This window comes from Corallococcus sp. M7, from assembly GCF_054512695.1.
On record NZ_CM137252.1, the window covers coordinates 6,991,372 to 7,015,322 of the forward strand.

Below are 23,951 nucleotides of genomic sequence, written 5' to 3' on the forward strand. Positions count from 1 at the left end.
GCCGGTCGGCTAGCATCCGCCGAATCGTGAACACCACCCGCCTTGCCCTGACTGTCGCGCTCGCCTGTGTGCTGAGCGCTCCCGCCGCCGACGCCGCCACCAAGCGCAAGTCCGCCGCGAAGAAGAAGCGCCCCGCCGCCACCAAGAAGGTCCCCGCGCCCGTTCCCGAGGACACCTTCACGCCTCCGGAGGACGCGGTCCCCGCGTCGGACGCGCCGGTGGCACCCAAGGCGGCCACCCAGGCCCCGCTCGCGCCCGTCACCCCCGCCGCCCCGAAGAAGGTGGTGGATGCGCCGGCCCCGGCGGTGCGCCCGGCGCAGTCCAACGCGGTGGCCATCTTCGGCGTGGCCCGCCAGTCGGCCGCGACGGACGCCGCGGCGAAGCTGGAGGACACCATCACCCGGCGGCTGGGCAGCGCGGGCGACGTGCAGTTCGTGGACCTGGCGACCGCCTTCCCGCCCCCGGAGCCCCAGGGCAACCCCCGCGGCGACGCCCTCTTCGAAGAGGGCCGCGCGGCGTACGACAACCTGGATCCGGACGCCGCGGCGCAGAAGTTCAAGGCGGCCGCGGAGGCCTACGTGCAGCGCCCCGGCGACCTGCGCCCGGAGAAGCTGGGGGAGACGTACCTCTTCCACGGCGCGTCCCTGCTGCTCAACGGCGACGTGGCGGGCGCGAAGGCGTCCTTCACGAACGCGCTGCTCGCGGAGCCGTCGCTGAGCCCGGACGCGGGCCTCTTCGGCCAGGACGTGCAGCGGGTGTTCACCGAGGCGCAGAGCGAATTGAACGCGCAGCCCCAGGGCACGCTGGTGGTGAACACCCAGCCGCAGGGCGCGCGCGTGCTGGTGCGCGGCCGCGACGTGGGCACGACGCCGCTGGCGGGCGCGAAGCTGGCCCCGGGCCGCTACCCCGTGCAGGTGGTGCTGCCGGGCTACGCCCCGTTCGCGACGTACGTGGAGGTGAAGCCGTCCGCCCCCACCGAGGTGAAGACGAAGCTCGGCTCCGCGCCGGGCCTGTCCGCGCTGCGTGACGCGGCGACGAAGGCCGGCACGGAGGCCGCCTTCGACGCGGACGGCACGCCGCCGGAGGTGGGCGCCATCGCCGAGCGGCTCAACGCGCGCTACGTGGTGCTGGCCGCCACGTTCCAGGACAAGAAGGGCCGGCTGCACGGCGAGGTGCAGGCGTGGGACGTGCGCACCAAGAACCGCCTGCGCGGCGTGGAGGTGGACTTCGGCAAGCGCGACGGCAAGAACAGCGCGGACTTCGCCGCGGACCAGGTGCACACCTTCCTCACCGGCGCCGCCCTGCCCCAGGGCCGCGAGGATTCGAAGGAGCCGCTCGTGTCCAGCGACTCCGTGCTGCGCAAGCCCTGGTTCTGGGCCGCGGCGGCGGGCGTGGCGGCCGTGACGGCGGGCGTGGTGTACGTGGCCACCACGGACCGCGGCCCCGGCTTCAACCCGGTGAACGGTCTGCCCGGTGGAATTTCCTTCTAGCTTGGGCGTCAAGCGCACAGGACTCCTCATGAAAGCCCTTCCGCTCGCGCTCGTGCTGCTGCCCGCCCTGGCGCTGTCCGCCTCGTCCCAGCCGGGCCGCATCTCCGCGCTGCTCATCCCCATGGACCCGTCGTCGGAGTCCTCGGGGGTGCAGATGGAGAGCTACATGAACGACGCGCTCGGCAACTTCGCCAGCTACTCCGTGCGAAAGCCGCGCGACCTCTTCGGGCTGCCGGACGACCCGGCCGCTCAGGCGTCCTTCCAGCGCGCGAAGAAGGGCTACGAGGAGAGCGTCAAGGCCTTCGAGGCGAAGGAGTACGAGGACGCGGAGCGCAAGGTGCGCGCCACCCTCAAGGAGCTGGACGGCTCCGTCGCGGCGATGACGTCCTGCTTCCCGCTGTGCGACGCCATCGCGCTGCACGGCGCCATCCTCCAGCTTCGGGGCGACGTGGAGGAGGCGAAGCTGCTGCTCATCGACCTGATGGCGCTCAACCCCACGTTCGAATTGAACCCCAAGCGCTTCAGCCGGGAGTTCATCAGCCTGCGCGTGCAGGTGGCGACGAGCCGCCCCTCGCAGCTGCGCGGCAGCGCCACCTTCAAGTCCCGGCCCGCGGGCGCCCGCGTGTACGTGGACGGCGAGCCGGTGGGCTACACGCCGCTGACGCTGCCCACGCTGCCGGTGGGCAAGCACCTGGTGCGCATGGAGCGGCCGGGCTTCCGTCAGTTCGGGCAGATCGCGGAGGTGACGCCGGACGACGTGGACGTCGTCGCCTCGCTGGTACCCACGGCCACCTACAAGTCCTACGACGCGCAGTTGGACAAGGTGATTCCGGACGTGTCGCGCGGCAGCGACAAGCCGGCCAACGCCGTCGTCTCGCTGGGCAAGTCGCTGAGCCTGGACCGGGCGATGGTGGGCACCGTGCGCGTCATCCCGGAGCGGGGCACGGAACTCGCGGTGGGCCTCTTCGACGTGAAGAGCGGCAAGCGCCTGGGCTCGCGCAAGCTGGTGCTCCAGGGCGACGAGTACGGCCAGCTCAAGTCGGAGATGGAGCGGGTGGTCAACCAGCTCATCAACAGCGAGGGCGAACAGGCCGTCAAGAAGCGCGACCCGCTGGACAACCGCAGCGGCTCGGAGGACTGGGGTTCGGAGGACCGGGGTGGCAACTCCCGACAGTCCGTCAAGAAGCACTCCGGGGATGATCCGCTGGACGACGTGTCGGGTACCGAGGACTGGTGACACACGGCGCTTGTCCCGGGACGGCTCGCACCTAGAGTCCCGGGCCGTATGCGCCACCTGCCGCTGCTCGCCCTCCTCCCCAGCCTCGCGCTTGCCCAGACGGGCGCCGTTGACGGCTCCGCCGTCCCGCCCCGGGGCGTCACCCTGCCGCCCACCAACGCGGCGCTCATCGACGAAGCGCCCGCCCTGTCCCTCAACCCCGCCGGCCTGGGGTTCCAGGACGCGGGGCAGCTCTTCTACCTCCACGAGCGAAACCTCCAGTCCGACTCCGTGGGCGACGCCGTGTTCCTGGGCACGCGCCTGTTGGGCCTGGGCGCGGGCTTCTCCCTGGAGTGGATCCGCGGCGAGAACACGCCGGACTACCGCAAGACGTCCTTCGGCCTGTCGCTGGGGCCCCGCACGCTGCAACTGGGCGCCGCGCTGCACGACTTCAGCAGCTCGGATGACCAACGCATCAGCGGGCTGACGAGCTGGGACGTGGGCCTCACCGCGCGCCCCTTCCGCTTCCTGTCGCTGGCCGCGGTGGCCAAGGACCTGAACGCGCCGGAGCAGGACGGCCTCAAGCTGCCGCGCCGCTACAACTTCGGCCTGGGCCTGCGCCCGCTGGATGAGCGCTACACGCTGGGCGTGGACTGGATCTTCGCGGAGGGAGGTTTCCGGGAGGGCCAGGCCACGTACACGCTCCAGGCGGAGGTGGTGCGCGGCCTGAGGCTGGGCGGCGGCCTGTCCCACGGCTTCGTCAGCGGCATCCCCCTGACGCTCCAGTTCGCGGCCACGGTGGACCTGGGCCACGCGGGCCTGACGTACGCGGCGGGCGGCGCGGGCGAAGGCCTGGACCACGTGCTGCAGGTGCGCCTGTCCTCGGAGCGCTACCGCTCCGTGCACGGCGGCGGCGGCGTGGTCGCGCTACTGGATCTGGACGACATGCTCGCCGGCGGCGTGAGCCCCGCGCTGGCCCTCCTGGGCGTGAGCGAGGTGGATCCGTACCTGCGCCTGATGAAGTTCCTGGACCTGGCCACGCGCGACGAGCGGCTCAAGGGCGTGGTGGTGAAGATGGAGGGCCTGCCCGGCGTGGGCTGGGGCACGGCGGAGGAATTGCGCCAGTCGCTGCTCAAGCTGCGTGAGTCGGGCAAGAAGGTCGTGGTGGTGATGCTGTCCGGGGATGACCGCAGCTACCTGGTGGCGTCCGCGGCGGACAGCGTCTACGCGCTGACGGAGGCGTCGCTGCCCATCAACGGCCTGTCCGCCACGGTGACGTCGCTGGGCGGCACCATGGAGAAGCTGGGCGTGACGTGGGACGTGGCGCGCGTGGGTGAATACAAGACGGCCATGGAGCAGTTCACCCGCTCCGACATGAGCCCCGCGGAGCGCGAGACGCTGGACGCGTACCTGGACTCGCAGGTGACCCACTACGAGAAGGCCGTGGAGGCGGGACGCAAGCTGCCCCCGGAGCGGCTGCGCGCCGCGTGGGCCCAGGGCATCCTGTCCTCGAAGCGGGCGCAGGCGGCGGGCCTGCTGGACGGCGTGGTGTCCGCGACGGAATTGGACGCGCGCGTGGCGGAGTGGTTCCCGGGCATGCGCTTCCACCCGAGTTACTCGCCGCGCGACGAGCGCGAGGACCGCTGGGGCCTGCGCCGCCGCATCGCGGTGGTGCCGGTGCTGGGCGACATCACCGGGGGCCGCAGCCGCGAGGACCCGCTGGGCTTCGCGCAGCTGGCGGGCGCGGAGACGGTGGTGCGCGCGCTCCAGGAGGCCCAGGACGACCCGTCCGTGGTGGCCATCATCCTGCGCGTGGACTCCGGCGGCGGCGACGTGCTGGCGTCCGACCTGATGTACCGCGCGGTGCTGGAGGCGAAGAAGCACAAGCCCGTCATCGCCTCCATGGGCGACGCGGCGGCCTCCGGTGGCTACTACGCGGCGGTGGCCGCGGATGAGGTGCTGGCGGAGCCCACCACGCTGACGGGCAGCATCGGCGTCTTCTACCCGAAGCCCGCGCTGGAGGGCCTGGGCATGAAGCTGGGGGTGAACCAGGAGACGCTCAAGCGCGGCGACATGGCGGACCTGCTGGAGTGGTGGAAGCCGTGGACGCCCGAGCAGCAGGCCGCTGTGCAGACCTGGGTGGACGACGCCTACGACACGTTCATCACGGAGGTCGCCCGCAACCGGAAGATGGACAAGGCGAAGGTGGACGCCGTGGCGCGCGGCCGGGTGTGGAGCGGGAAGGACGCGCTCGCCCGGGGGCTGGTGGACGGGCTGGGCGGCATGCCGGAGGCCGTGGCTTCCGCACGCAAGCGCGCGAAGGTGGCCCCTTCGGAGGAGCTGGACCTGGACGTCATGGGCAACGCGCGAGGCTTCCTCTCCGGGCTGGGCGGCGAGCCCGGCGTGCACGCGCTGGCGGGGGTGCTGCTGCCCGCGCTGCCCGCGCGCCCGCCAGAGGCCCTGTCCGTGCTCGCCCGGGAGGTGGGGCTGGGTTCGCCCGAGCTCCTGCGCCCCGGCCTGAAGGCCATGATGCCCTTCCGCGTGCGCATCCGCTAAGAGGCGCTCCGGGACGGCCTCCTGCCTCCTGGGGAGGTCGCCCGGTGGACAGCCCACGCACACGGGCGGCGAAATTGCGGGCGCCCCATCCGGGCGCTCTGTTAGGGTGGTGAGTGCCTCCCGGCCGGCGCTAGGGCCGTCGGGGGGTTTCAGGAACCGGCGGTTTCGGCCTTCTCGCAGGCCCCGCGTCCGGCTTCCTGTCCCAAAACCTGCTTCCTGACGTCCCCGGCGGGCCCGCTCACGGCCGCCGCCCTCAAAGGGCCGTCACGCGTGGAGCCCCATGAGCGAGAATTCCGACAACCCCGAGACCCGCAACCCGCCGCCTCCGCCCGCGGCCGCCCGCCCTCCCCCGCCCCCCGAGGCGGACGACGACGGCGGTGACGACGAGGGCGACGAGGGCCCCGACGAGGGTGAGGCCTCCGCGGGTGGCGCTGCCCAGAACGGCGCCCCCGGAGCCCCCGGCCAGGGCGGCCGCCGCCGCCGTCGCCGCCGCCGCCGTCGTGGCGCGCAGGTGCACTTCACCCCGGAAGGCCAGGCCTACCGCATGACGGCGGGCCCGGACGGGCAGCAGGTGCAGGTCTTCCTGACGCCGCAGGAGCTGGAGCAGTACCGCCAGCGCCAGGCGCAGCAGCAACAGCAGCAGCCCCAGGGCGGCGGCCAGCCGCAGGGCCAGGAGAACCGCCCGCAGGACGGCGGTCCGCCGCCGCAGCGGCATGAGCACCCGCGTCACCCGCAGCAGCAGCGCGGCGGCCACGCCCAGGGCGCGCCGCAGCAGAACCTGGCGCCCGTGGAGGGCGTGCTGGACACGGAGGCCAAGGGCCCCAACGCGTTCCTGCGTCAGGTGAAGCGCAACCTGCTGGCGTCGCCGGACGACCCGGAGCTGCCGAAGAACCTGGTGCAGAAGCTGCGCCTGCGGCAGGGCCAGTACCTCACCGCGTTCGCGCAGATGCGCGGCCACAAGGGCGTCATCCAGAAGGTGGACACGGTGGACGGCCGCCCGCTGGACGGCGCGCCCCGGCTGCCCCACTTCGCGGACCTCACCTCCGTGGACCCCACCGAGCGGCTGAAGCTGGAGAACGGCCACAAGGAGATGGTCACGCGCGTGCTGGACCTCATCGCGCCCATCGGCAAGGGTCAGCGCGCGCTCATCGTCGCCCCGCCCAAGACGGGCAAGACGATCATGCTCCAGCGGATCGCCCAGGCCATCATCCAGAACCACCCGGAGTGCCACGTCATGGTGGTGCTCATCGACGAGCGCCCGGAAGAAGTGACGGACATGCGCCGGAGCATCAAGGCGGAGGTCATCGCCTCCAGCTCCGACCGGCCCACGGGCGACCACCTCAAGGTCGCGGAGCTCGCGCTGGAGCGCGCCCGCCGGCTGGTGGAATCCGGCAAGGACGTGGTCATCCTCCTGGACTCCATCACCCGCCTGGCGCGCGCCTACAACAAGGAGGTCGACAGCTCCGGCCGCACCATGACGGGCGGCGTGGACAGCCGCGCCCTGGAGCGCCCCAAGCGCATCTTCGGCGCCGCGCGCGCCACGGAAGAAGCGGGCTCGCTCACCATCATCGGCACGGCGCTCATCGACACCGGCAGCCGCATGGACGAGGTGATTTTCGAGGAGTTCAAGGGCACGGGTAACTCCGAGGTCACCCTGGACCGCCTGCTCGCGGAGAAGCGCGTCTTCCCGGCCATCAACATCGCCCAGTCCGGCACGCGCAAGGAGGAGAAGCTCTTCACCCTGCGCGAGTACGAGAAGGTGAAGAAGCTGCGGCAGATGCTCTTCTCCGTGAAGCCGGTGGAGGCCATGGAGGCGCTCGTCAAACGGCTCGGCCGGTACACCTACAACGACGAGTTCTTCGACGAGTTGTAGGCCCGTCCCGCCCGCGCGGGGGTGGTGTGGCGAGCCCTGGATTGCGTAAGGTGAGCGCATGATTCAGGGCTCGGGCCGCTGCCACTACCACCCGGACCGCGCGGACCTGGGCGTCTGCGTGGAGTGCCGGCGCGTCATCTGCCGCGAGTGCACCACGCAGTTCGAGGGCATCAACCGCTGCGCCAGCTGCCTCGAGAAGCGCCGCCAGGCGCTGGAGGGGCCGCCGCCCCGGCGCGAATGGAGCGTGGCGCACGTGGTGCTGGCGCTCGTGGGCGTCGTGCTCGTGTGGGGCGGCGTCCTGTTGGCGGCGCACGCGGTGAGCTGACGCGATGGCCGTCTCCGCATTGGAACTGCGCCCCCGGGGTCCGGTGGCCTTGATGGACGCGGCGCTGCGCCTGTGCGCGCGCGACGCGGGCGTGTGGGCGCTCACACTACCGGGTGGCGCGGCGGTGGTGGCCGCGCTGCTGCACCTGCTGGACGCCGTGGATCATGGCCGCTCCCCCACCCTGCCCGCGCTGTACGTGACGCTCGCGTGGTTCCTGCGGGGCGTGGGCCAGGGCGCGGCGTGCCACTACGTGCAGGAGCTGCTCTTGGGCGCGAAGGCGGAGCCGTCCGTGCGCCAGTCCCTGCGCGCGGCGCTGGAGAAGCTGCCCAGCCTGTTCATCGCCGTGGCGTACCTGGCGTTCTTCAACGTGCTGACGCTGACGTTCTCGCTGGGCATCGCGCTGTTCCTCCTCTCCGCGCAGGGCGTGGGCTACGCGGCGACGATGCAGGGCCGGGGCAGCCCGCTGAAGCTGTACGCGGTGGGCTCACGGCTCCTCGGCCCGTCGCGCGGGACGGCCACCGCGGTGCGCTGGCTGATGGGCGTGCAGGTGCTGGTGTTCCTCAACCTGCACGTGGGGCTCAACTTCCTGCTGTACCTCGGGCGGAAGCTGGTGGGCGTCGACCTGACGTTCGCGGAGCGGTTCGCGTCGTTGGACAACCCGCCGTGGCTCGTGTTCCTCGCCGCGACGACGTTCGCCCTCTTCGAGCCCCTGCGCGCGGCGACCGCCACGCTGCTGCTGGTGGACGGGCGCGTGCGGCAGGAGGGCCTGGACCTGCTGGCCGCCGTGCAGCAGCTCCCGGAGCGGAGCACGCAGCGCGGGGAGCTCGCCTCGAAGGGCGTGGCCGCGGCGTTGCTGCTGGCCACGGGCCTCCTCCTCGCGGCGCCCGCGCCGGTGGAAGCCGCGCCCGAGGAACGCAAGGCGCTGCGAGCCCGGCTGGAGAAGGTCGCGACGGAGTGCGAGCTGCCGGAGCAGGTGGAGGGCACTGCGCTCCGGGACTTCGATGCGCTGAACGCGCGGGAGACGGTCAAGCTCGAGCGCTTCGTGCGCCGCCTGGAGCAGCAGGCCTTCGACGACGAGGACTGCGAGGCGGCGGCGGTGACGCTGGAGCAAGGGCTCGCGCAGGTGACGGCCACCGCAGAGGCCCAGGCGCGCGCGGACGCCCGTGCGGCCACGGACCGGGCGCGGGCCATCCTCGCGCGGCCGGAGTTCCAGGAGCGTCCGGACAAGGCCCCGGCCGAACCGAAGGAGGAGGAGGTCCCGCCTCCGGAGTCGAGCTGGTGGCGCCGCTTCATCGACAAGCTGGGCGAGTGGCTCAGGGACTTCTTCAAGCGCAACAACCCGCGGCCCCAGTCGCGGGAGACGGCCCTGCCCGTGAGCGGCGGCGCGGCGGCCAACGTCCTCGTCGTGATGCTGGTCGCGCTGACGCTGGCGGTGCTGGGGGTGGTGGTCGTCAGCGTGCTGCGGCGCAAGCGCGCGAGCTCGGGCCCGGACCTGGAGGTGAGCACCGTGGACGCCGCGGCGCTCGCGGGCAATCCGGACCATGCGCTGTCGCGTCCGCCGGAAGGCTGGGCGCACCTGGCCGACGCGCTGGCCGCGAAGGGTGAGTACCGCGAGGCGGTGCGCAACCTGTACCTCGCGCTCCTGTCGCGCCTGCACCGCGACGGCGCCATCCACTACGACGAGACACTGTCCAACTGGGACTACTTGCGCGCGTTCCGGGGCCGCCCTGAAGTGAAGGCCCCGTTCCGCGAGCTGACGCGCCGCTTCGACTTCGCGTGGTACGGCAACGTGCCCGTGAGCGCGGACGGCTACACCGAGTTCCGCGCCATCACCGCCCCGCTGCTCGCCGCGCCGCCCGCGCAGGAGGCCGCCGGTGCGTGACCGTTTCCCGCTGCTCGTGCTGGGGAGCCTGCTGCTCGCAGGCGTGCTCGGGGCGTTCCTGGTGCGCGGCGCCCAGCGCGGCGGCTTCGCGGATCCATTGTCCACCTTCCGCGCGGAGCCGGACGGCGCGCGCGCCCTGTACCTGCTCGCACAGGAGAGCGGCCTGCCGGTGACGCGCAACATGGCGGACCTGCGCCTGCTCACCGGCAAGGAGGCGCTGGTGCTGCTCGCCGTGGAGGTCCAGGACTCGCACGAGGAGGATCCGGATCAGACCCGGCTCGCCTCGGATCCGGACGCGGGCGTGGACGACGAGGAGGCGCCGCACACGGGCTTCAACGCCCTGCGCGCGCAGCAACTGGACGACGAGGAGGTGGAGCGCGTGCTGTCCCATGTCCGCGCTGGCGCCTCGCTCGTGTACGTGCCCTGGGGCTCGCGGGAGAACGCGCTCCTGGATGAGCTGGGCGTGAAGCTGGACAAGGCGGACGTGACGCTGCCCATGCGCACGCTGGTGCCATCGCTGCCCACGCCGTACACGCTGGGTGTGGAGCGCGTGGAGGCGAAGGTCCAGGCCTATCTCCGGCTGCCGGAGGGCGCCGTCACGGTGCTGGAGGATGAACGCCTGGGCTTCCCGGTGGCGGCGGTGATTCAAGCGGGCCAGGGCCGGGTGCTGGTGGTGGGCGCCCCCGAGCTCGCGATGAACCCGGCGCTGACGAGGGCGGACAACGCGCAGTTCTGGCTGAGCGCGCTGGAGGCCATGGGCCCCGGCCCCTTCGCCTTCGACGAGTTCCACCACGGCTTCACCAACGAGCGCTCGCTCGTGGACTTCGCGCGCCGCTACGGCCTGCACTTCGCCGTCGCGCAGCTGCTCTTGGGCGTCGTGCTGTGGGCGGGCGCGCTGAAGCGCTTCGGCCGTCCGCTCCCTCCGCCCGAGTCCATGCGCGTGGGCGCCACGGACGCCCTCTTCGCCATGAGCCGCCTGTACCGCGAGGGCCAGCACCACGGCTTCGCGGCGGGGCTCATCTCGCGCGGCCTCACGCAGCAGCTGGCGCCGCTCGCGGGCCTGCCTTCGCACTCCACCGCCACCGCCGTCGCGGAGGGGCTGCGCACGCGCGGACGCCAGGACCTGGCGGACGGGCTGCTCGACGTGGCCCGCCAGTCCGAGACCGTCCAGACGGACGCCGACATGCAGGCCCTCGCCACTTCCGCCGCGCACGTGCGCGAGCGCATCCACCCCGCCGGCACCGGCCGGCCCCGCCCCGGAACCTCATGAACGCGCCCTTCTCCCCTCCTCCCTTCCCGGACACCGGCAACGCCGTGCGGTCCGCGAACGCCATCCGTGAGGGCGTCCTCGCGGAGGTGCGCAAGGCCGTGGTCGGACAGGACGAACCGCTGGAGCTGATGCTCTGCGGGCTCGTGGCCGGCGGACACATCCTCCTGGAGGGCGTGCCCGGCGTGGCCAAGACGCTGATGGCCAAGGCGCTGTCGCGCAGCGTGGGCGCGGACTTCAAGCGCATCCAGTTCACGCCGGACCTGATGCCCGCGGACATCCTGGGCACCAGCGTCTTCGACCTGAAGTCGCAGGCCTTCGTGCTCGCGCGTGGCCCCATCTTCACGGACCTGCTGCTGGCGGACGAAATCAACCGCGCCCCGGCGAAGACGCAGTCCGCGCTGCTGGAGGCCATGCAGGAGCGCGCCGTGTCGCTGGAGGGCAAGAACCTCCAGCTGTCGCCCATGTTCACGGTGTTCGCCACGCAGAACCCGGTGGAGTCGGAAGGCACGTACCCGCTCCCCGAGGCGCAGCTCGACCGCTTCCTCCTGAAGATCGACGTGGGCTACCCCGCGCCGGAGGAGGAGGAAGCCATCCTCGAGTCCGTGCACCGGGGCTTCGACGCGGGCGACCTGGCCCGCGCGGGCGTGAACGCGGCGGTGACGAAGGACGACCTGCTCCAGGCGCGCGCGGCGCTCAACACGGTGAACGTGGAGCCGCCGGTCCTCGCGTACATCCGCAAGCTGGTGGCGGCGACGCGCAGCTCGCCCAACATCCGTCTGGGCGCGGGGCCGCGCGCGGGCGTGCACCTGCTGCTCGCGTCGAAGGCATTGGCGGCGCTGCGGGGCCGCGACTTCGTGACGCCGGACGACGTGCGCTTCCTGGTGGGCCCGGTGCTGCGCCACCGCCTGCTCCTGTCGCCGGACGCGGAGCTGGATGGGGCCACGTCCGCGGACGTGCTGCGCGAGGTGGTCCAGGGCGTCGAGGTCCCCCGGTGATTCCCTCCGAGCGCCTGTGGGGGCTGCTTGCCCTGCTCGCGCTGCCCATGGCGCTTGCGGGCTTCTTCCCGGGTCTGGGCGGCGCGGTGCTGGCGCTGGACGCGCTGGCCGTGGCGCTGGCCGCGTTCGACTTCCTCCAGGTCCGCCGCGTGCGGCTGGAGGTGGAGCGCCTGCTGCCGGAGCGCCTCAACGTGGGCGTGGCCAATCGCGTCGAGCTGCGCCTGGTGCACCGGGGCGGAGGCACGGTGGAGGTGCGCGTGAAGGACGACGCGCCGCCATCGTTCACCACGGAGCCCTCGGAGGCCACGCTGCGCCTCACGCCGGACAGCCAGACGCAGTGGGTGTACCGGGCCACGCCCGCGAAGCGCGGCAAGTTCAGCTTCGGCGCCGTGCACGTGCGCGTGCGCGGCCCACTGGGGCTCGTCTCGCACGAGCGCACCTTCCCGGCCGAGCGCTCCGTGTCGGTGTACCCGGACCTGCGAGGAGCCCGGAGGCTGTTGTTGTCCGGCGCGGCGCTGGACCTGGTGAACCTGGGCCTGAGGCAACTACGGCGCGACGGCCAGGGCAGCGAGTTCGCGCGCCTGCGTGACTACGCCCAGGGCGACAGCGTGCGCGACGTGGACTGGAAGGCCACCGCACGCCGGGGCAAGCCGGTGACGCGGGTGTTGGAATCGGAGCGTTCGCAGGCGCTGATCATCTGCGTGGACGCGGGGCGCTCCATGGCGGCCCAGGTGGACGGCCTCACCAAGTTGGATCACGCGGTGAACGCGGCGCTGTTCCTCGCCTTCGTGGCCATCCGCAACGGGGACCGCGTGGGCCTGGCGCTCTTCGCGGACGGAGTGAAGGCCTACCTGCCGCCCGCGGCGGGCCGGGGCCAGTACCGCAAGCTGGTGGACACGCTCTACTCCGCGACGCCCAGCCTCACGTACGTGGACTACCTGGCGCTCTTCAAGGAGCTCAACGTGCGCCTCAACCGGCGCAGCCTGCTGTGCGTCTTCACGGACTTCCTGGACGAGGAGCAGGCCGGGACGCTGGTGGCCCCGCTGCACCGGCTGGCCCGCCGCCACGTCCCGCTGTGCCTGTCCGTGAAGGACACGGCGCTCCAGAAGCTGCTGCGCACGCCGCCGTCAGGTCCGGAGGAAGCCTTCCAGCACGCGGTGGCATCGGAGCTGCTCACGGACCGAGAGGTGCTCAAGGCACGCGTGAGCAGGGGCGGCGTGCAGATGCTCGACGTGGCGCCGGACGAACTGAGCCTCGCGGCGGTGAATCGGTATCTCGACATCAAGGCGCGCGGCGTCCTGTAGGAGCCCCCCATGGCCTTCCAGACAGCGGACTTCACGGCGGAGCCTGTCGACGACAACGACACGCACCTCCTGCAACCGCTCCTCGACCGCTGCGAGGACTACCACCAGCTCGCCTACGGCCGTCCCGCCCTCCCGGATCAGGCCCGGAACATCCCCAACGAGCGGCCCCCCAACCTCGCTCCCGGCCAGGGGCACGTCTTCGCGCTTCGCGACGCACGGGGTGGCCTCGCGGGGCTGCTCGAAGCCCTGCGTGACTTCCCGGCGCGGGGGGAGTGGTACATCGGCCTGATGCTCCTCGCGCCGGAGGCCCGGGGCCACGGCCGGGGCGAGGCCGTGCTCAACGCCTACGCGGACTACGTGCGCGCGAACGGCGGCCGGCTGCTGCGCGTGGCGGTGGTGGAGGACAACGAGGCCGCGCGCCGCTTCTGGACGCGCGTGGGCTTCCAGCCGGAGCAATGGGTGGGCCCCATCGAACAGGGCCTCAAATGGAACCGGGTCCTGAAGATGACCAAGGTCCTTGGCTAGGACTCGGCGCCCTCGCGCAGCCAGCCCACGAACCGCGTATCGGGCACGTCTCCCCGCACTCGGTGCAGGCCTCCGCTTGAACAGGGCATAGACGCGGAAGAAACGCTCCAGGCCCGCGCGCTCCGAGGGCGTCATCGGGTGCGTCCCACACACCACCTTCGGGTCGCCCTTCCCCGCGTCGATGAAGCCCAGCACGGCCACCACCGGCACGCGCACGCGCTGCCCCTGCGGCAGCCGAGGCCCCAGCACCACCGCGTCCAGCGGATCCCCGTCATCCGACAGCAGGCCCGGAATGGAGCCGTAGTTGTACGGGCACGGCAGCGGCGACACGAAGTCCACCGAGCCATCCGCGCGCCGCTTCACCATCGAGAAGCGCGGGCACTCAATCAGCACCTCCGGCTCGCGAGGCAGCGGAGGCACGGCCAGGTCCGGCCCGCTCATCCCGCCAGCTCCGCCGTCGCCCGCGCATCCCCACGCCGGCCGCGCATCCAGTCCGAGAGCAGGTACGCGTAGACGCCCGTCCCCACCGTGAGCGCGAAGCCGATCTTGAAGCCCACCGACAGCTTCGGCGGATGGATCTGCGACACGGTGCCCTCGATGAAGCCCGCGAGCACGAACAGCACCAGCGTGCCGAACAACAGCTTCACCGCCGTCACCGCCTCCTTGCGCAGCGCCTGCCCACGCGACAACCCACCCGGCGCCACCATGCCCCGCGCGATGACGAGCCCCGCCGCGCCCGCGATGCAGATGGCCGAAATCTCCGGGATGCCGTGCGGCAATATCCACGCCCAGAACCACCCGGCCATCCCCTTCGCCGCGTACACCTGCGCGAGCGCCCCCAGGAACAGGCCGTTGGTGAACAGCATCACCGCCGTGCCCAGCCCCAGCGTGATGCCCAGCGCGAACGCCAGGAACGCCACCTGGATGTTGTGCGTGAAGAGGAACGAGGAGAACTGGGCCTGCTCCTCCACGGTCATGCCCTTGCCCGCGGCCTCGTCCGCGGCGCGCTTCACGGGGTCCAGGCTCAGGTGCTGCTCGGGCACCAGGTAGTGCGCGGCGTCCGGATCCACCACCATGCCCACGTAGCCGAAGCCCGCGCCCGCCAGGAACAGCAGCACCGACACCACGTACATGCGCCACTCGTGGTGCAGGAGCGCCGGGAAGCCGCGCGCCACGAAGGCCCACACGTCCGCGAACCGGGGCCGGCTGCCCGGATACGTCAGCGCGTACGCGCGGCCCACCAGGTCGTTGAGGTACGCGCTCACGTCCGCGGATCCGCTGCGCGCGCGCACCCACAGCAGGTCGCTGGAGACAGCGCGGTACAGCTTCCCCAACGAGCGGGCCTCATCCAGGCTCAGCTTGCGCAGCCCCTCGCCCTCGGACTTGTCCAGCAGCGACTCCAGTTGCTGCCAGCGCGGACGCCGCGTCTCGATGAACTCCGCCATCTCCATGGGCCCACTCTAACCGAGCCCCGGCAACGGCGAGGCGCCGGCCGCCCTCCCCGTTTCGAGGGAGGACTCCGGCGCCCCGGTGCTTCAAAACCACGAAGCGCTACTTGATGAACTTCTCCAGCGGCTTCGCCTCGGTGGAGGCCTGGGCCTCCGTCCACTCGACGACCGGCGTCTGCCACGCCATGCCCGTCTCCGCCGGGTCGGTGTCCAGCTTCTCGAAGTCGAAGCCGTCACCGCCGAAGTACAGGTACTCCACCGTGGCGACCGTGTACTCCTTCTTCGGATCCAGCGCCTTGCCCTGGGCGTCCTTGAACTTGCCCTTGCCCGCCGCGGTGAAGCCGGCCACGAGCGCGTCCGGGTTCGCCAGCTGCTTGGCCAGGTCCTCGCCCTTGAGCTTCACGGTGAGCAGCGAGTTCTCGAACGGCATCGCGGAATACACGCTGCCCAGGGTCACGTCGCCCTTGGCCAGGCCATTGCGGATGCCGCCCTTGTTGAGGATGGCCCCGTCGGTGTTGAGCTGCGTGCGCACCGCGCCCGCCACCCACTTCGCCATCAGCGGCGAGTCCTGCGGGATGCCCGTCTTGGTGAAGCCGATCTTCCGGCCCAGCGCCTGGTCCACCTTCGTCTGCCACTCCGCGATGCGCTTCGCCGTCTCCGCGTCCGGCGTGCCGCCCGCGACCTCGACGACCTTAGTGTCCACGCCGGTCAGCTTCTGGCCCGCCGCCTTCGACGGGTCGAACTTCAGCTGCGCGCGCAGGTACGAATCAAAGCCGCGGCCCAGCGACGCGTAGGTGGTGTCACCTTCCGTCTTCACGCCCGGAGCGTCCGTGCCGCAGCGGCCACCGGCCACCAGGGACACCTTCCAGTCCGCGTGCTTCGCCAGCACCGGCTGCAGGTCCGTGGGGCACTGGTCCGCGACAATCACCACCACGTCCGCGCCCGCCTTGCGCGCCTCCGGAACGGCCGTGTTCAGCGCGTCCTCGTTGGGGGTGACCTCCAGGCCCTCCGCGCGGCCGGACATGGCCGTGCGGACCGTCTTCTGGGAGGTGAGGCCCACCACCGCAATCTTCAGGCCCCGACGCTCGTAGACCTGGAACGCGGGCATGGACAGGTCCTTGGCCAGCGTCGCGTCCGTCACCTTCAGGTTCGCCGCCAGGAAGGGGAAGCCCCCGGCCGTGCGGTTCTTCAGGAAGGAATCCTTGGCGTACGACAGCTCGTGGTTGCCCAGAGCGGAGGCCGCATAGCCCATGTGCCCCATCACTTCGGCCGTCGGAGCACCCAGGAAGAACGAGGAGATGGCCGGGCCCGTCCACAGGTCGCCCGTCGTCAGGGCGAGCGTGCCGGCATCCGGACAGGTCGCCTGGCCGTCCTTCAGCGGACCGGCACAGTGCTTTTCATCATTCACCCAGCGGCCCATCAGCTCCGCGGCGCCGCCCTTGCCCTCGACGGGCAACAGCTGGCCACGGGCACTGCCGGTGACGAGCACCGTCACCTCATTGGGCACGGCGGGCTTCGCGGGCTCGGCCGCGGGGGGCGGCGTGGCCGGAGCCGGCGGGGGGGTCTTTTCACAACCCGCGAGGGCTCCCAGGGCGAGGACCAGCGCGCCGGACGACAGCGTGAGCTGGCGGGAGGGACGACGGAAGGGACGCAGCGAGAGAGGGTTCGGGTTCACGGCCGGGCCTTTAGCACATCCCCGACGTGGTAGCGTGACGCAATGACGGGCATGAAAGGCAAGGATTTCAAGCCTTTACAGGAGGAGAAGGACGGCGGGTCTCCCAGCGGCCAAGGGGCTTCCCGGGGCCGGAACTTCGCCTCGGAGCTGTGGGGCGAGGTCCGGGGTGGCGCCGAGCACTTCCAGTCCACGAAGGGCCAGCTGCCCAAGGGGCGCATCCGCCAGTTCTTCTATGGGGTGGCCCTGCCCTTCCACATCGCCCGCGTCACGCTCGCGAGCCCGGGGGTCCGCGCCACCTACTTGAAGGTGACCGCGCTCCAGACCGCGTTCCTGCTGGCCATCGCCGCGGGCTGGGCGTTCCACGAGTTCGACGGGGCGAAGCCGAAGCGACCGGAGACGGCCGAGACCCGGGCCGCGCGCGAGCGGGCGCAGGCTCGCATCGAGGCGCGGGCGAAGGAGCTGGAGGCCGCGTTGAAGGCCCCGAAGGGCAAGGGCCAGCCGAAGGAGGATGCGGCGGCCGTGAAGGAGGCGCTGAACGCGCTCATCCACGAGGCCATCACCTCCGGCCAGAAGGGCGACCTCCCCGCGGATGAAGCCGCCGCTGCCGCCGGGGACGCGGTCGATGAGGCCGCGGATGCCGCCGAAGAGGCGGCGGAGGAGCGCCGGGCGGCCGCCGAGCAGGCCAGGGCCGCCGCGAGCGAGGGCGAACAGGCCACGGGCCCTGAAGAGGACACGAACGAAGAGGACGCTCAGGACGACTCGCTCTCCACCTTCATCCGGGCGGAGGTGGAGCAGGCCCTCCGGGACATTGCTGACGTCTCGGAGGAGGAGCGGAAGGGCCCACGCGTCCAGAAGGAGCCCCAGAAGGAGGGGTTCAACATCGACGCGCCCACGGTGCGCAACGGCATCTTCTTCCTGGGCAGCTGGGAGTTCTGGGCGCTCTTCTTCGGCTCGCTGAGCGCGGTGCAGTGGATCGTCGTCGCCCTGTCGCGCGACTACCACACGGTCATCTCCCGCGAGGCCAGCCTCGCCACTGGCGTGCCGCCCGAGGATCCTGAAATCACCCCGCACGTGCGCCTCAACGTCCCCTGGCTGCGCTCCAAGCTCCAGCGCCGCTGGAGGGCGTTCCTGCTGTTCGTGATGGGGATCCCCGCCATCCTCCTGCTCTGCATCCCGCTGTGCTGGTTCCCGAAATCGTTCACCATCCTCAGCGGCATCTGGGGCTTCTGGTGGCTCCTCGTCTTCACCGCCGCCAAGAGCGACCGCGCGTGGATGGCCCCCGTCACGCGTCCGCCCTGGTTCGTGCGCGTCTGGAGCACGCTGCCCGTCCTGCACGGATGGCCCCTGCGCAACTACGTGGCGCGCCTGGCCCACCGCGCGGAAGGCGTCGCCGCGCCCATCGCCGCGGTGGAGCGTCAGCCGTGGGTGTTCGCGGGGCTCGCCTTCACGCGGTTCGTGGGCAGCCTCCCGCCGTTCCGCTGCTTCACGCGGCCGTTCATCCCGGTGGCCTCGGCGCACCTCCTGGGACTGGATCCGGTGCAGCCGCCCGCGCTCAAGAGCGGTGAGGCGCCGCCCCCGCACGGCGCGGGGGACTGACTCACACGTCCGAGGGCGCGTTGCCCTCGGGCGGCAGGCCGCCAATGCCCTCCAGCGGCGAGTGGGGCTGCTGGGGGGCGCCCAGCTCCAGCCGCTGGCCCTCCTCACGGCGCGCGGGCAGGTCGATGACGCTCTGGAGCTGCTGGCTCACGGAGCGGAAGAAGCCGGTGAGCAGCTCCGGCCGGTCCGCGAGCAGGTCCAGGAAGTCGCGCCGGTCGATGACGAGCACGCGCGAGTCCACCGCGGCCACCATGTCCGTGGGCCGGGGCGCGCCGTCCAGCAGGCTCACCTCGCCAATGGCCTCCTTCGCCTGGAAGCGCAGCACGTGCTCGCCGTTGCGGAACGCGTCCACCGCGCCCTCGACGATGACGTAGAGCGCGTCGCCCGGGTCACCCTGGCTGTAGAGCCGCTGGCCCGCCTTGTAGGACGCCTCGCGCGCCACCTCCGCGATGGCGGCGATGTCGTCCACGTCGCTCTGCGAGAAGACGCTCACGCCCTCCAGGGCGAACATCCGTTGGACGATGGTATCGCTCATGTCACCCTCCTGCGGGAGCACGTCCAGGCCGTTCACCCGCGCCACGTGGCGGGCGCACGCGCGCAGCACCAGGTCCTCACTCTGCACGAGCCCCGCCAGCCGCCGCCACAGACGGCCCGGCGCTCCAGGCGGCAACTCGCGGTGGTGGGCCTCCACCTGCTCCATCACCAGCTCGCGCTCTTCCTGCGCGACCAGGTTCTCCAGCAGCTCCAGCGCATAGGCGCGGCGGCGCGAATCATTGCCTACCAGGTGCTGGTGGATGCGGCGCATGGCCTGCGGCGGGTGCAGAAGGCCCAACAGGAAGAACGACAGCTCCAGCGCCTGATCCAACCGGTCGCCCACCGCGCGGGTGAGCAGCGACTGGGGCCCCAGCGCGGCCTGCACGTCGCGGAAGGCGCCCACCAGTTGGCGGTACGTGTCGCGGCGGCGGCCCAGCGCCTCGTGGATGCGGTCCACGTCCACCGGGTGGTCTGGCTGCTCCTCACGCAGACGCGACAACTGCGCGCCGATGCGGAAGTGCAGCGCCGCGTCGTCGCGCACGTTGGAGAACAGGAGCGCGTTGAGCGCCGCGGACGAACCGATGCCGCGCAGCACGCGGGGCAGCTGCATCCGCATGGCCAGCGGCGCGGCCTTGTTGTTGAGCTGAAGCTCCAACAGCGGCGTCACCGCGTCGCCCAGTTGCACCAGCGACTCACGCGCGGCCGGACGCTCCTCGCGCCAGCCGAGGAACGGCAGGAGGCGCGGCGCCAGCTCCACGTAGCCGCCCTCCCCCACCGCCACCAGCGCCACGCGCCGCACGGAGATGTCCATGTCCTCCAGGTAGAGCGACAGCGGTCCCGCGAACCGGGGGTCCTTCAGCCGGCCCAACAGCCGCGCCACCTCGCGCCGCTCGGCCACGGGCGCGTGGTCGCCCTTCGCCAGCAACTCTCGCAGCGACTCCAGCGCTGCGGAGTTGCCCTGCGTGCGCATCAGCGCGCCAATCGCCGCGCAGCGCAGCCCCACGTCGGAGCTGGTGAGCAGCGGCGGCAGGAGCCGCTCCGCGCGCTCCGGGGACAGCCGCGCCAGGGCCCACACGGCCTGGTCGCGAGGGCGCCGGGGGCCCTCCTCCACCAGCCGCTCCAGCATGGGCGCCAGCTCGCGGGCATCGAAGGACAGGGCCAGCGTCACGCCGCGCTCCTGCACGCGCTCGTGGGGATGGGAGAGGAGCGCGGCCAGGTGCTGCCGCAGGGGCGCGGCCTCCGCCTGCTCCAGCATGTCCACCGCGCGCAGCACCCGCTCCGGCGTGGGCGCGCCGAGCGCCTCCACCAGCAGCTTCTGCGCCTCGCCGCCCAGCTCCACCTCTTCCTCTTCGTGGGCGCCCACCTGCTCGCCCAGCGCCGTGAGGTACGCGGGCTTCAGGCGCACGAGCAGCAGGCCCAGCGCGGCGCACAGCGCCACCACCGCCACCGCCATGGTGATGCCGTTGGCGCCCCGGCCCGCGCCGATGAGCAACAGGCCCGCGAGCACCACACCGCCCTTGCGCAGGAGGCCATCCACCGCGCTCCGCAGCCCCTCGCGCTGCTCGTCCGGCACCGCCGCGTAGAGCAACTGGATGCCCACCGGGAGGATGGAGTAGCTCACTGCCGTCTCCACCAGCCGCAGCAGGTGCACCGGCCACAACTGCCCGGTGGCCAGCGTGGCGCCCGCCAGCGGCGCGAGCACCATCGGCACCAGCGCCAGGTACATCAGCAGGCCCATGCGCTTGAGCAGCCGCTCCGCCACGAGCAGCTGGAACGCCACGCAGAACAGGCCAATCCAGAGCTGCAGCGAGCCGAACAGCGCCGCCAGCCCGTCCTCGCTCAGCGTGCCCTCCACGCGCAGGCGGAAGAGGTAGTCCACGAAGGACGACAGCACCGCGAACGCGATGCCCAGCGCCGCCAGCACCTGCGCGTAGGGGCTCTCCCCCAGGTAGCTCCACGCCGGGAACCACGCCTGCAGCGAGCGCGTGCGCGGGGGCGGCGCCGGCTCCGCCTTGTGCAGGTGGTGGAAGATGGCGCCCGCCGCCAGCAGGCTCACCGCGCCGCTCACCACCACGGCCGGCGTGCCCAGCCGCACCGCCAGCGCCTGCACCAGGAGACCGCCCGCGATGCCGCCGCCCATGCCAAAGCCATTGAGCACGGTGAAGGCCCGGCGCGCCTCGCGCGCGTCGAACGCGGACGCCATCCGGCCCCAGAAGCGGAACGACACGAACGTGCTGAAGCAGTCTGCGAACAGGTACAGCGCCAGCGCCGGCATGCGCTGCCCCGCAGACAGCGCCGCCGCCAGCCCCAGCGCCAGCACTCCGCCCACACCCGTGAGGATGCCCGGGGACTCCGTGGGCGCGTCCGGCCGGCCGCGCGGCAACAGCGTCAGCGACGCCGTCATCAACGCACCCAGGAGGTAGAGGTACGGCAGCGCCTGGGACTCGAAGCGCGACAGCACCAGCGCGTTCGCGGACGTCTTGAGCTGCGTCACTCCCGCGATGAGCGCGAACTGGAACGCACCCGCCGGCAGGACGCGGCGGTTCCAGGATGAGGTTTCAGAAGGGGCCACGGGCGCGGGGATGCGGACAGGATAACGTGGAGCCCGCTATTCACGAATACCACTCTTCAGGTCCCGCGAGCATCCGCCCTCTCGTCCGAGCTGGCTGCCCGCCTGCCCGGCGTCAGGGCCAGACTCCGGACTGGGAGTCCTTGCGCCCCCCACGGAAAAGGTCACTCCGTGGAGCCCCACGGAACGCGGGCCGCGTGGCGTACACTCCGGCGCCGTGACGCCCACCCCTGACACCCTGCTCGACGGCACCCACACGGTGCTGACCCCGGAGTACGTGGAGTTCCGCTTCACGCTGGCGGGGGTGTACTCGCGCTTCCTCGCGTGGCTGGTGGACGCGCTCATCGTCGGCTTCGTCTCGACGGTGGTGCTGCTGGTGTTCCAGGTGGCCATGGCCGCATTCCCGGGGTTCGCCAGCGCGCTGGGCATCGTCGTCTACTTCCTGGTGGACTGGGGCTACGGCATCACGCTGGAGACCGTGTGGGCCGGCCAGACGGTGGGCAAGCGCGTGATGTCGCTCCGGGTCATCCAGGAGAGCGGCGTGCGCATCGGCTTCTACCACGCGGCCCTGCGCAACCTGGCGCGCGTGGTGGACCGGCTGCCGCTGCTCTACCTCGTGGGCGGCTCGGTCGCGCTCGTGTCGCGCTCGCACCAGCGGCTGGGGGACCTCCTGGCCGGAACCATCGTCGTGCGCGAGCGGCGCCTCAAGGTGCCCTCCGCCATCGAGACGCGCGGCGAGGAGGGCCTCCTGGCGGATCCGCTGTTCGTCTCGCGCGTGAAGCGGCTGTCCACCGAGGAGCGGGAGCTGGTGCTGTCCGCCGCCCTGCGCCGCGAGGAGCTGCGGCTGGAGGCCCGGCTCACGCTGTTCTCCGCGCTGGGCGCCCGGCTCCAGGACTCGCTCGCCATGCAGAAGCCCGCCCACCTCTCGGATGAGAAGTGGACGCTGCTCGTCGCCGCCGCCCTGCTGCCCGCCCCGGCCACGCGCCCGGGGCGGCCCACGTCCGGACCTAGAAGTACGTCGCCAGGCCCACGGAGCCCGTCAGCGACGTCTGCGTATCCTCGTTGAGCGCGATGTAGAAGTTGTACTGCGCGCGCACGCCCAGGCTCACCGAGTCGCTGAGGAAGAAGTCCACGCCCGCGTTGGGCCCGATGCCCACGAAGTTGCTGATGCTCTCCTTGAAGACGATGAGGTAGCTCACGTCCGTGCCGATGTAGGGGCGGATGGTCTCCTCCAGCAGCAGGTACCGGATGCCCAGCGACGGGGCCAGGCCCACCACGCGCTTCTCCGGCGTGGAGAAGGTGTCCGTCGGGAACATCAGCTTCGACAGCGAGACGACCTCGAAGCCGTTCTCGATGTAGAGGCTGCCCTCCAGGCCGATGAACGGCGTCCCCGCGAGGCCCGCGGTGCGCTTGAAGTCCATGTAGCCCAGCGACAGGCCCAGACTCCGGTTGGAGAACTGCGCGTGAGCAGGAGCCGCGCCCAGCAGGGCAGCGAGCAAGCCGAAAGCACAAAGGTAGGTACGCATGGCGGGGCACTCTACAGCCGGCCTAACCCCTGGAAAACAGCGCTGATTCGGCGGCAGCACGGCGTTGCCTCGCGGGGGGCCGCTCTCCTACACTCGGCCGGCCATGCGTCTTCGCCTTTTCCTCACGCTGACCGCCGCCGCCTCCCTCACCACCACCGCCTGCCTCAGCACGCCGCCCCCGCACGAACGGGCGCTCATCAACAATGAGCTGTGCGCGCAGGAGATGGCCAACGGGGACCTGCAGAAGGCGGAGACCTACTGCAACCTGGGCCTGGAGTTCTCCCCCCAGTACGCGGACCTGTGGGCCAACAAGGGCCTCATCGCCATGTACTCGGGCAACAAGGGCAAGGCGAAGGAGTTCTTCATCAAGGCCCTGCGCTTCAACCAGGAGCACCTGCAGGCCTACCAGAACCTGGGCGTGCTCTACCTGGAGGAAGGCGCCTACGGAAAGGCCCACGACAACTTCAAGCGCGCCCTGCAGGTGAACCCGGACAACCTGGAGTCGCGTTACGACCTGGGCCTCACCTACATGAAGATGGGCAAGACGAAGGAGGCCAAGAAGGAGTTCGACACGCTGCTCGCGGTCAACCCCAACGTGGCCAACGCCCACCACAACCTCGGCATCATGGCCTATGAGGACAAGGACCTGGAGACCGCCTTCGAGCACATCTCCCAGGCCGCCCAGCTCACCCCGGACTCCGCGGAGGTGTGGCACGACCTGGGCACCGTGCTGATGGAGCAGAGCCGCTTCGCGGAGGCCCGCGAGGCCTTCGGCAACTGTGCCCGCCTGGATGAGAAGAACTCCAGCTGCCTCAACAACCTGGCCGTCGCCCAGCGCAAGGTGGCCCTCACCGACTCCGCCCTCAAGGAGCTGAAGGACACCCAGACTGCGGAGAACAGCGCCCCGGCCATGTACCTGCTCGCGCGCCAGTACCGCGAGAAGGGCCTGCTCACGGAGGAGGAGAACGCCTACCGCAAGTGCGTGAAGCTGGACGCCAAGTTCGCGCCCTGCCACTTCGGCCTCTTCCAGATCTTCTCCGAGGCCCACAAGCAGAACCACGCTCAGACGGCGTGCAAGAACTTCATGAAGTTTGGAACCTCCGAGGAATTCCCCACCGAGTACACGACGTGTGAGAGATTCCTGGCCAACGACTCGTTCTAGCCGTC

At 71.5% G+C, this 23,951-nt stretch carries 17 protein-coding genes and 1 pseudogene; 13 read left to right on the top strand and 5 right to left on the bottom strand.

Annotated elements, in window-relative coordinates:
- Positions 1 to 26: 26 nt before the first annotated feature.
- From ACX114_RS27940 to ACX114_RS27985, 10 genes are all read left to right on the top strand, one after another.
- The gene (locus ACX114_RS27940) at positions 27 to 1,490 is read left to right on the top strand and encodes a PEGA domain-containing protein (protein WP_459289464.1); all 1,464 of its coding nucleotides are present in this window, start codon (positions 27 to 29) and stop codon (positions 1,488 to 1,490) included.
- 28 nt (positions 1,491 to 1,518) lie between these two features.
- Positions 1,519 to 2,727 carry a PEGA domain-containing protein gene (locus ACX114_RS27945; protein WP_459289466.1) on the top strand — a complete coding sequence of 403 codons (1,209 nt, stop codon included), beginning with the start codon at positions 1,519 to 1,521 and terminating at the stop codon, positions 2,725 to 2,727.
- Between the two features lie 48 nt (positions 2,728 to 2,775).
- Positions 2,776 to 5,262, top strand: a complete 2,487-nt coding sequence (gene sppA / locus ACX114_RS27950; protein WP_459289468.1) for a signal peptide peptidase SppA — start codon at positions 2,776 to 2,778, stop codon at positions 5,260 to 5,262.
- A 280-nt stretch (positions 5,263 to 5,542) separates the two neighbouring features.
- Positions 5,543 to 7,135, top strand: a complete 1,593-nt coding sequence (gene rho / locus ACX114_RS27955; protein WP_459289470.1) for a transcription termination factor Rho — start codon at positions 5,543 to 5,545, stop codon at positions 7,133 to 7,135.
- A gap of 58 nt (positions 7,136 to 7,193) precedes the next feature.
- On the top strand, positions 7,194 to 7,460 hold the full coding sequence (locus tag ACX114_RS27960) for a hypothetical protein (protein ID WP_459289472.1): 267 nt from the start codon (positions 7,194 to 7,196) through the stop codon (positions 7,458 to 7,460).
- Positions 7,461 to 7,464: 4 nt separating this feature from the next.
- Positions 7,465 to 9,342 (top strand): DUF4129 domain-containing protein, encoded by a 1,878-nt coding sequence (locus ACX114_RS27965; protein ID WP_459289474.1) that lies wholly within the window; start codon positions 7,465 to 7,467, stop codon positions 9,340 to 9,342.
- Positions 9,335 to 10,612 carry a DUF4350 domain-containing protein gene (locus tag ACX114_RS27970; protein ID WP_459289476.1) on the top strand — a complete coding sequence of 426 codons (1,278 nt, stop codon included), beginning with the start codon at positions 9,335 to 9,337 and terminating at the stop codon, positions 10,610 to 10,612. The genes ACX114_RS27965 and ACX114_RS27970 overlap by 8 nt, the downstream gene beginning before the upstream one ends.
- The gene (locus ACX114_RS27975; protein ID WP_459289478.1) at positions 10,609 to 11,607 is read left to right on the top strand and encodes an AAA family ATPase; all 999 of its coding nucleotides are present in this window, start codon (positions 10,609 to 10,611) and stop codon (positions 11,605 to 11,607) included. Before ACX114_RS27970 ends, ACX114_RS27975 begins: the two co-directional genes overlap by 4 nt.
- On the top strand, positions 11,604 to 12,911 hold the full coding sequence (locus ACX114_RS27980) for a DUF58 domain-containing protein (protein ID WP_459289480.1): 1,308 nt from the start codon (positions 11,604 to 11,606) through the stop codon (positions 12,909 to 12,911). The genes ACX114_RS27975 and ACX114_RS27980 overlap by 4 nt, the downstream gene beginning before the upstream one ends.
- 9 nt (positions 12,912 to 12,920) lie before the next feature.
- Positions 12,921 to 13,436: a GNAT family N-acetyltransferase gene (locus tag ACX114_RS27985; RefSeq protein ID WP_459289482.1), complete on the top strand. Its 516-nt coding sequence runs from the start codon at positions 12,921 to 12,923 to the stop codon at positions 13,434 to 13,436.
- Here ACX114_RS27985 and ACX114_RS27990 read toward each other — a convergent pair.
- The 3 genes and pseudogenes from ACX114_RS27990 to ACX114_RS28000 all read right to left on the bottom strand — a co-directional run bounded on the left by ACX114_RS27990 (position 13,433) and on the right by ACX114_RS28000 (position 16,304).
- Positions 13,433 to 13,877 (bottom strand): annotated as a pseudogene (locus ACX114_RS27990) (inorganic diphosphatase). The gene ACX114_RS27985 and the pseudogene ACX114_RS27990 overlap by 4 nt on opposite strands.
- Positions 13,874 to 14,887, bottom strand: coding sequence for a stage II sporulation protein M (locus ACX114_RS27995; RefSeq protein ID WP_459289484.1), 1,014 nt, complete (start codon positions 14,885 to 14,887; stop codon positions 13,874 to 13,876). Before ACX114_RS27995 ends, ACX114_RS27990 begins: the two are co-directional and overlap by 4 nt.
- A gap of 100 nt (positions 14,888 to 14,987) precedes the next feature.
- Entirely contained in the window at positions 14,988 to 16,304 is a 1,317-nt protein-coding gene (locus tag ACX114_RS28000) for a bifunctional metallophosphatase/5'-nucleotidase (protein WP_459300306.1), read from the bottom strand.
- Positions 16,305 to 16,610: 306 nt separating this feature from the next.
- Here ACX114_RS28000 and ACX114_RS28005 point away from each other — a divergent pair, with 306 nt between their 5' ends.
- On the top strand, positions 16,611 to 18,155 hold the full coding sequence (locus tag ACX114_RS28005; RefSeq protein WP_459289486.1) for a hypothetical protein: 1,545 nt from the start codon (positions 16,611 to 16,613) through the stop codon (positions 18,153 to 18,155).
- A 1-nt stretch (position 18,156) separates the two neighbouring features.
- Here the strand turns inward: ACX114_RS28005 and ACX114_RS28010 are convergent, their stop codons facing one another.
- Entirely contained in the window at positions 18,157 to 21,261 is a 3,105-nt protein-coding gene (locus ACX114_RS28010) for a cyclic nucleotide-binding domain-containing protein (protein ID WP_459289487.1), read from the bottom strand.
- 214 nt (positions 21,262 to 21,475) lie between these two features.
- On the opposite strand from ACX114_RS28010, the gene ACX114_RS28015 reads away from it, so the two are divergent.
- Positions 21,476 to 22,324: an RDD family protein gene (locus tag ACX114_RS28015; RefSeq protein WP_459289489.1), complete on the top strand. Its 849-nt coding sequence runs from the start codon at positions 21,476 to 21,478 to the stop codon at positions 22,322 to 22,324.
- On the opposite strand, the gene ACX114_RS28020 is transcribed toward ACX114_RS28015, so the two are convergent.
- Positions 22,266 to 22,784: an outer membrane beta-barrel protein gene (locus ACX114_RS28020; RefSeq protein ID WP_120581588.1), complete on the bottom strand. Its 519-nt coding sequence runs from the start codon at positions 22,782 to 22,784 to the stop codon at positions 22,266 to 22,268. The two genes, ACX114_RS28015 and ACX114_RS28020, sit on opposite strands and share 59 nt — an antisense overlap.
- Before the next feature lie 103 nt (positions 22,785 to 22,887).
- On the opposite strand from ACX114_RS28020, the gene ACX114_RS28025 reads away from it, so the two are divergent.
- On the top strand, positions 22,888 to 23,946 hold the full coding sequence (locus tag ACX114_RS28025; RefSeq protein WP_459289492.1) for a tetratricopeptide repeat protein: 1,059 nt from the start codon (positions 22,888 to 22,890) through the stop codon (positions 23,944 to 23,946).
- Positions 23,947 to 23,951 lie beyond the last annotated feature (5 nt).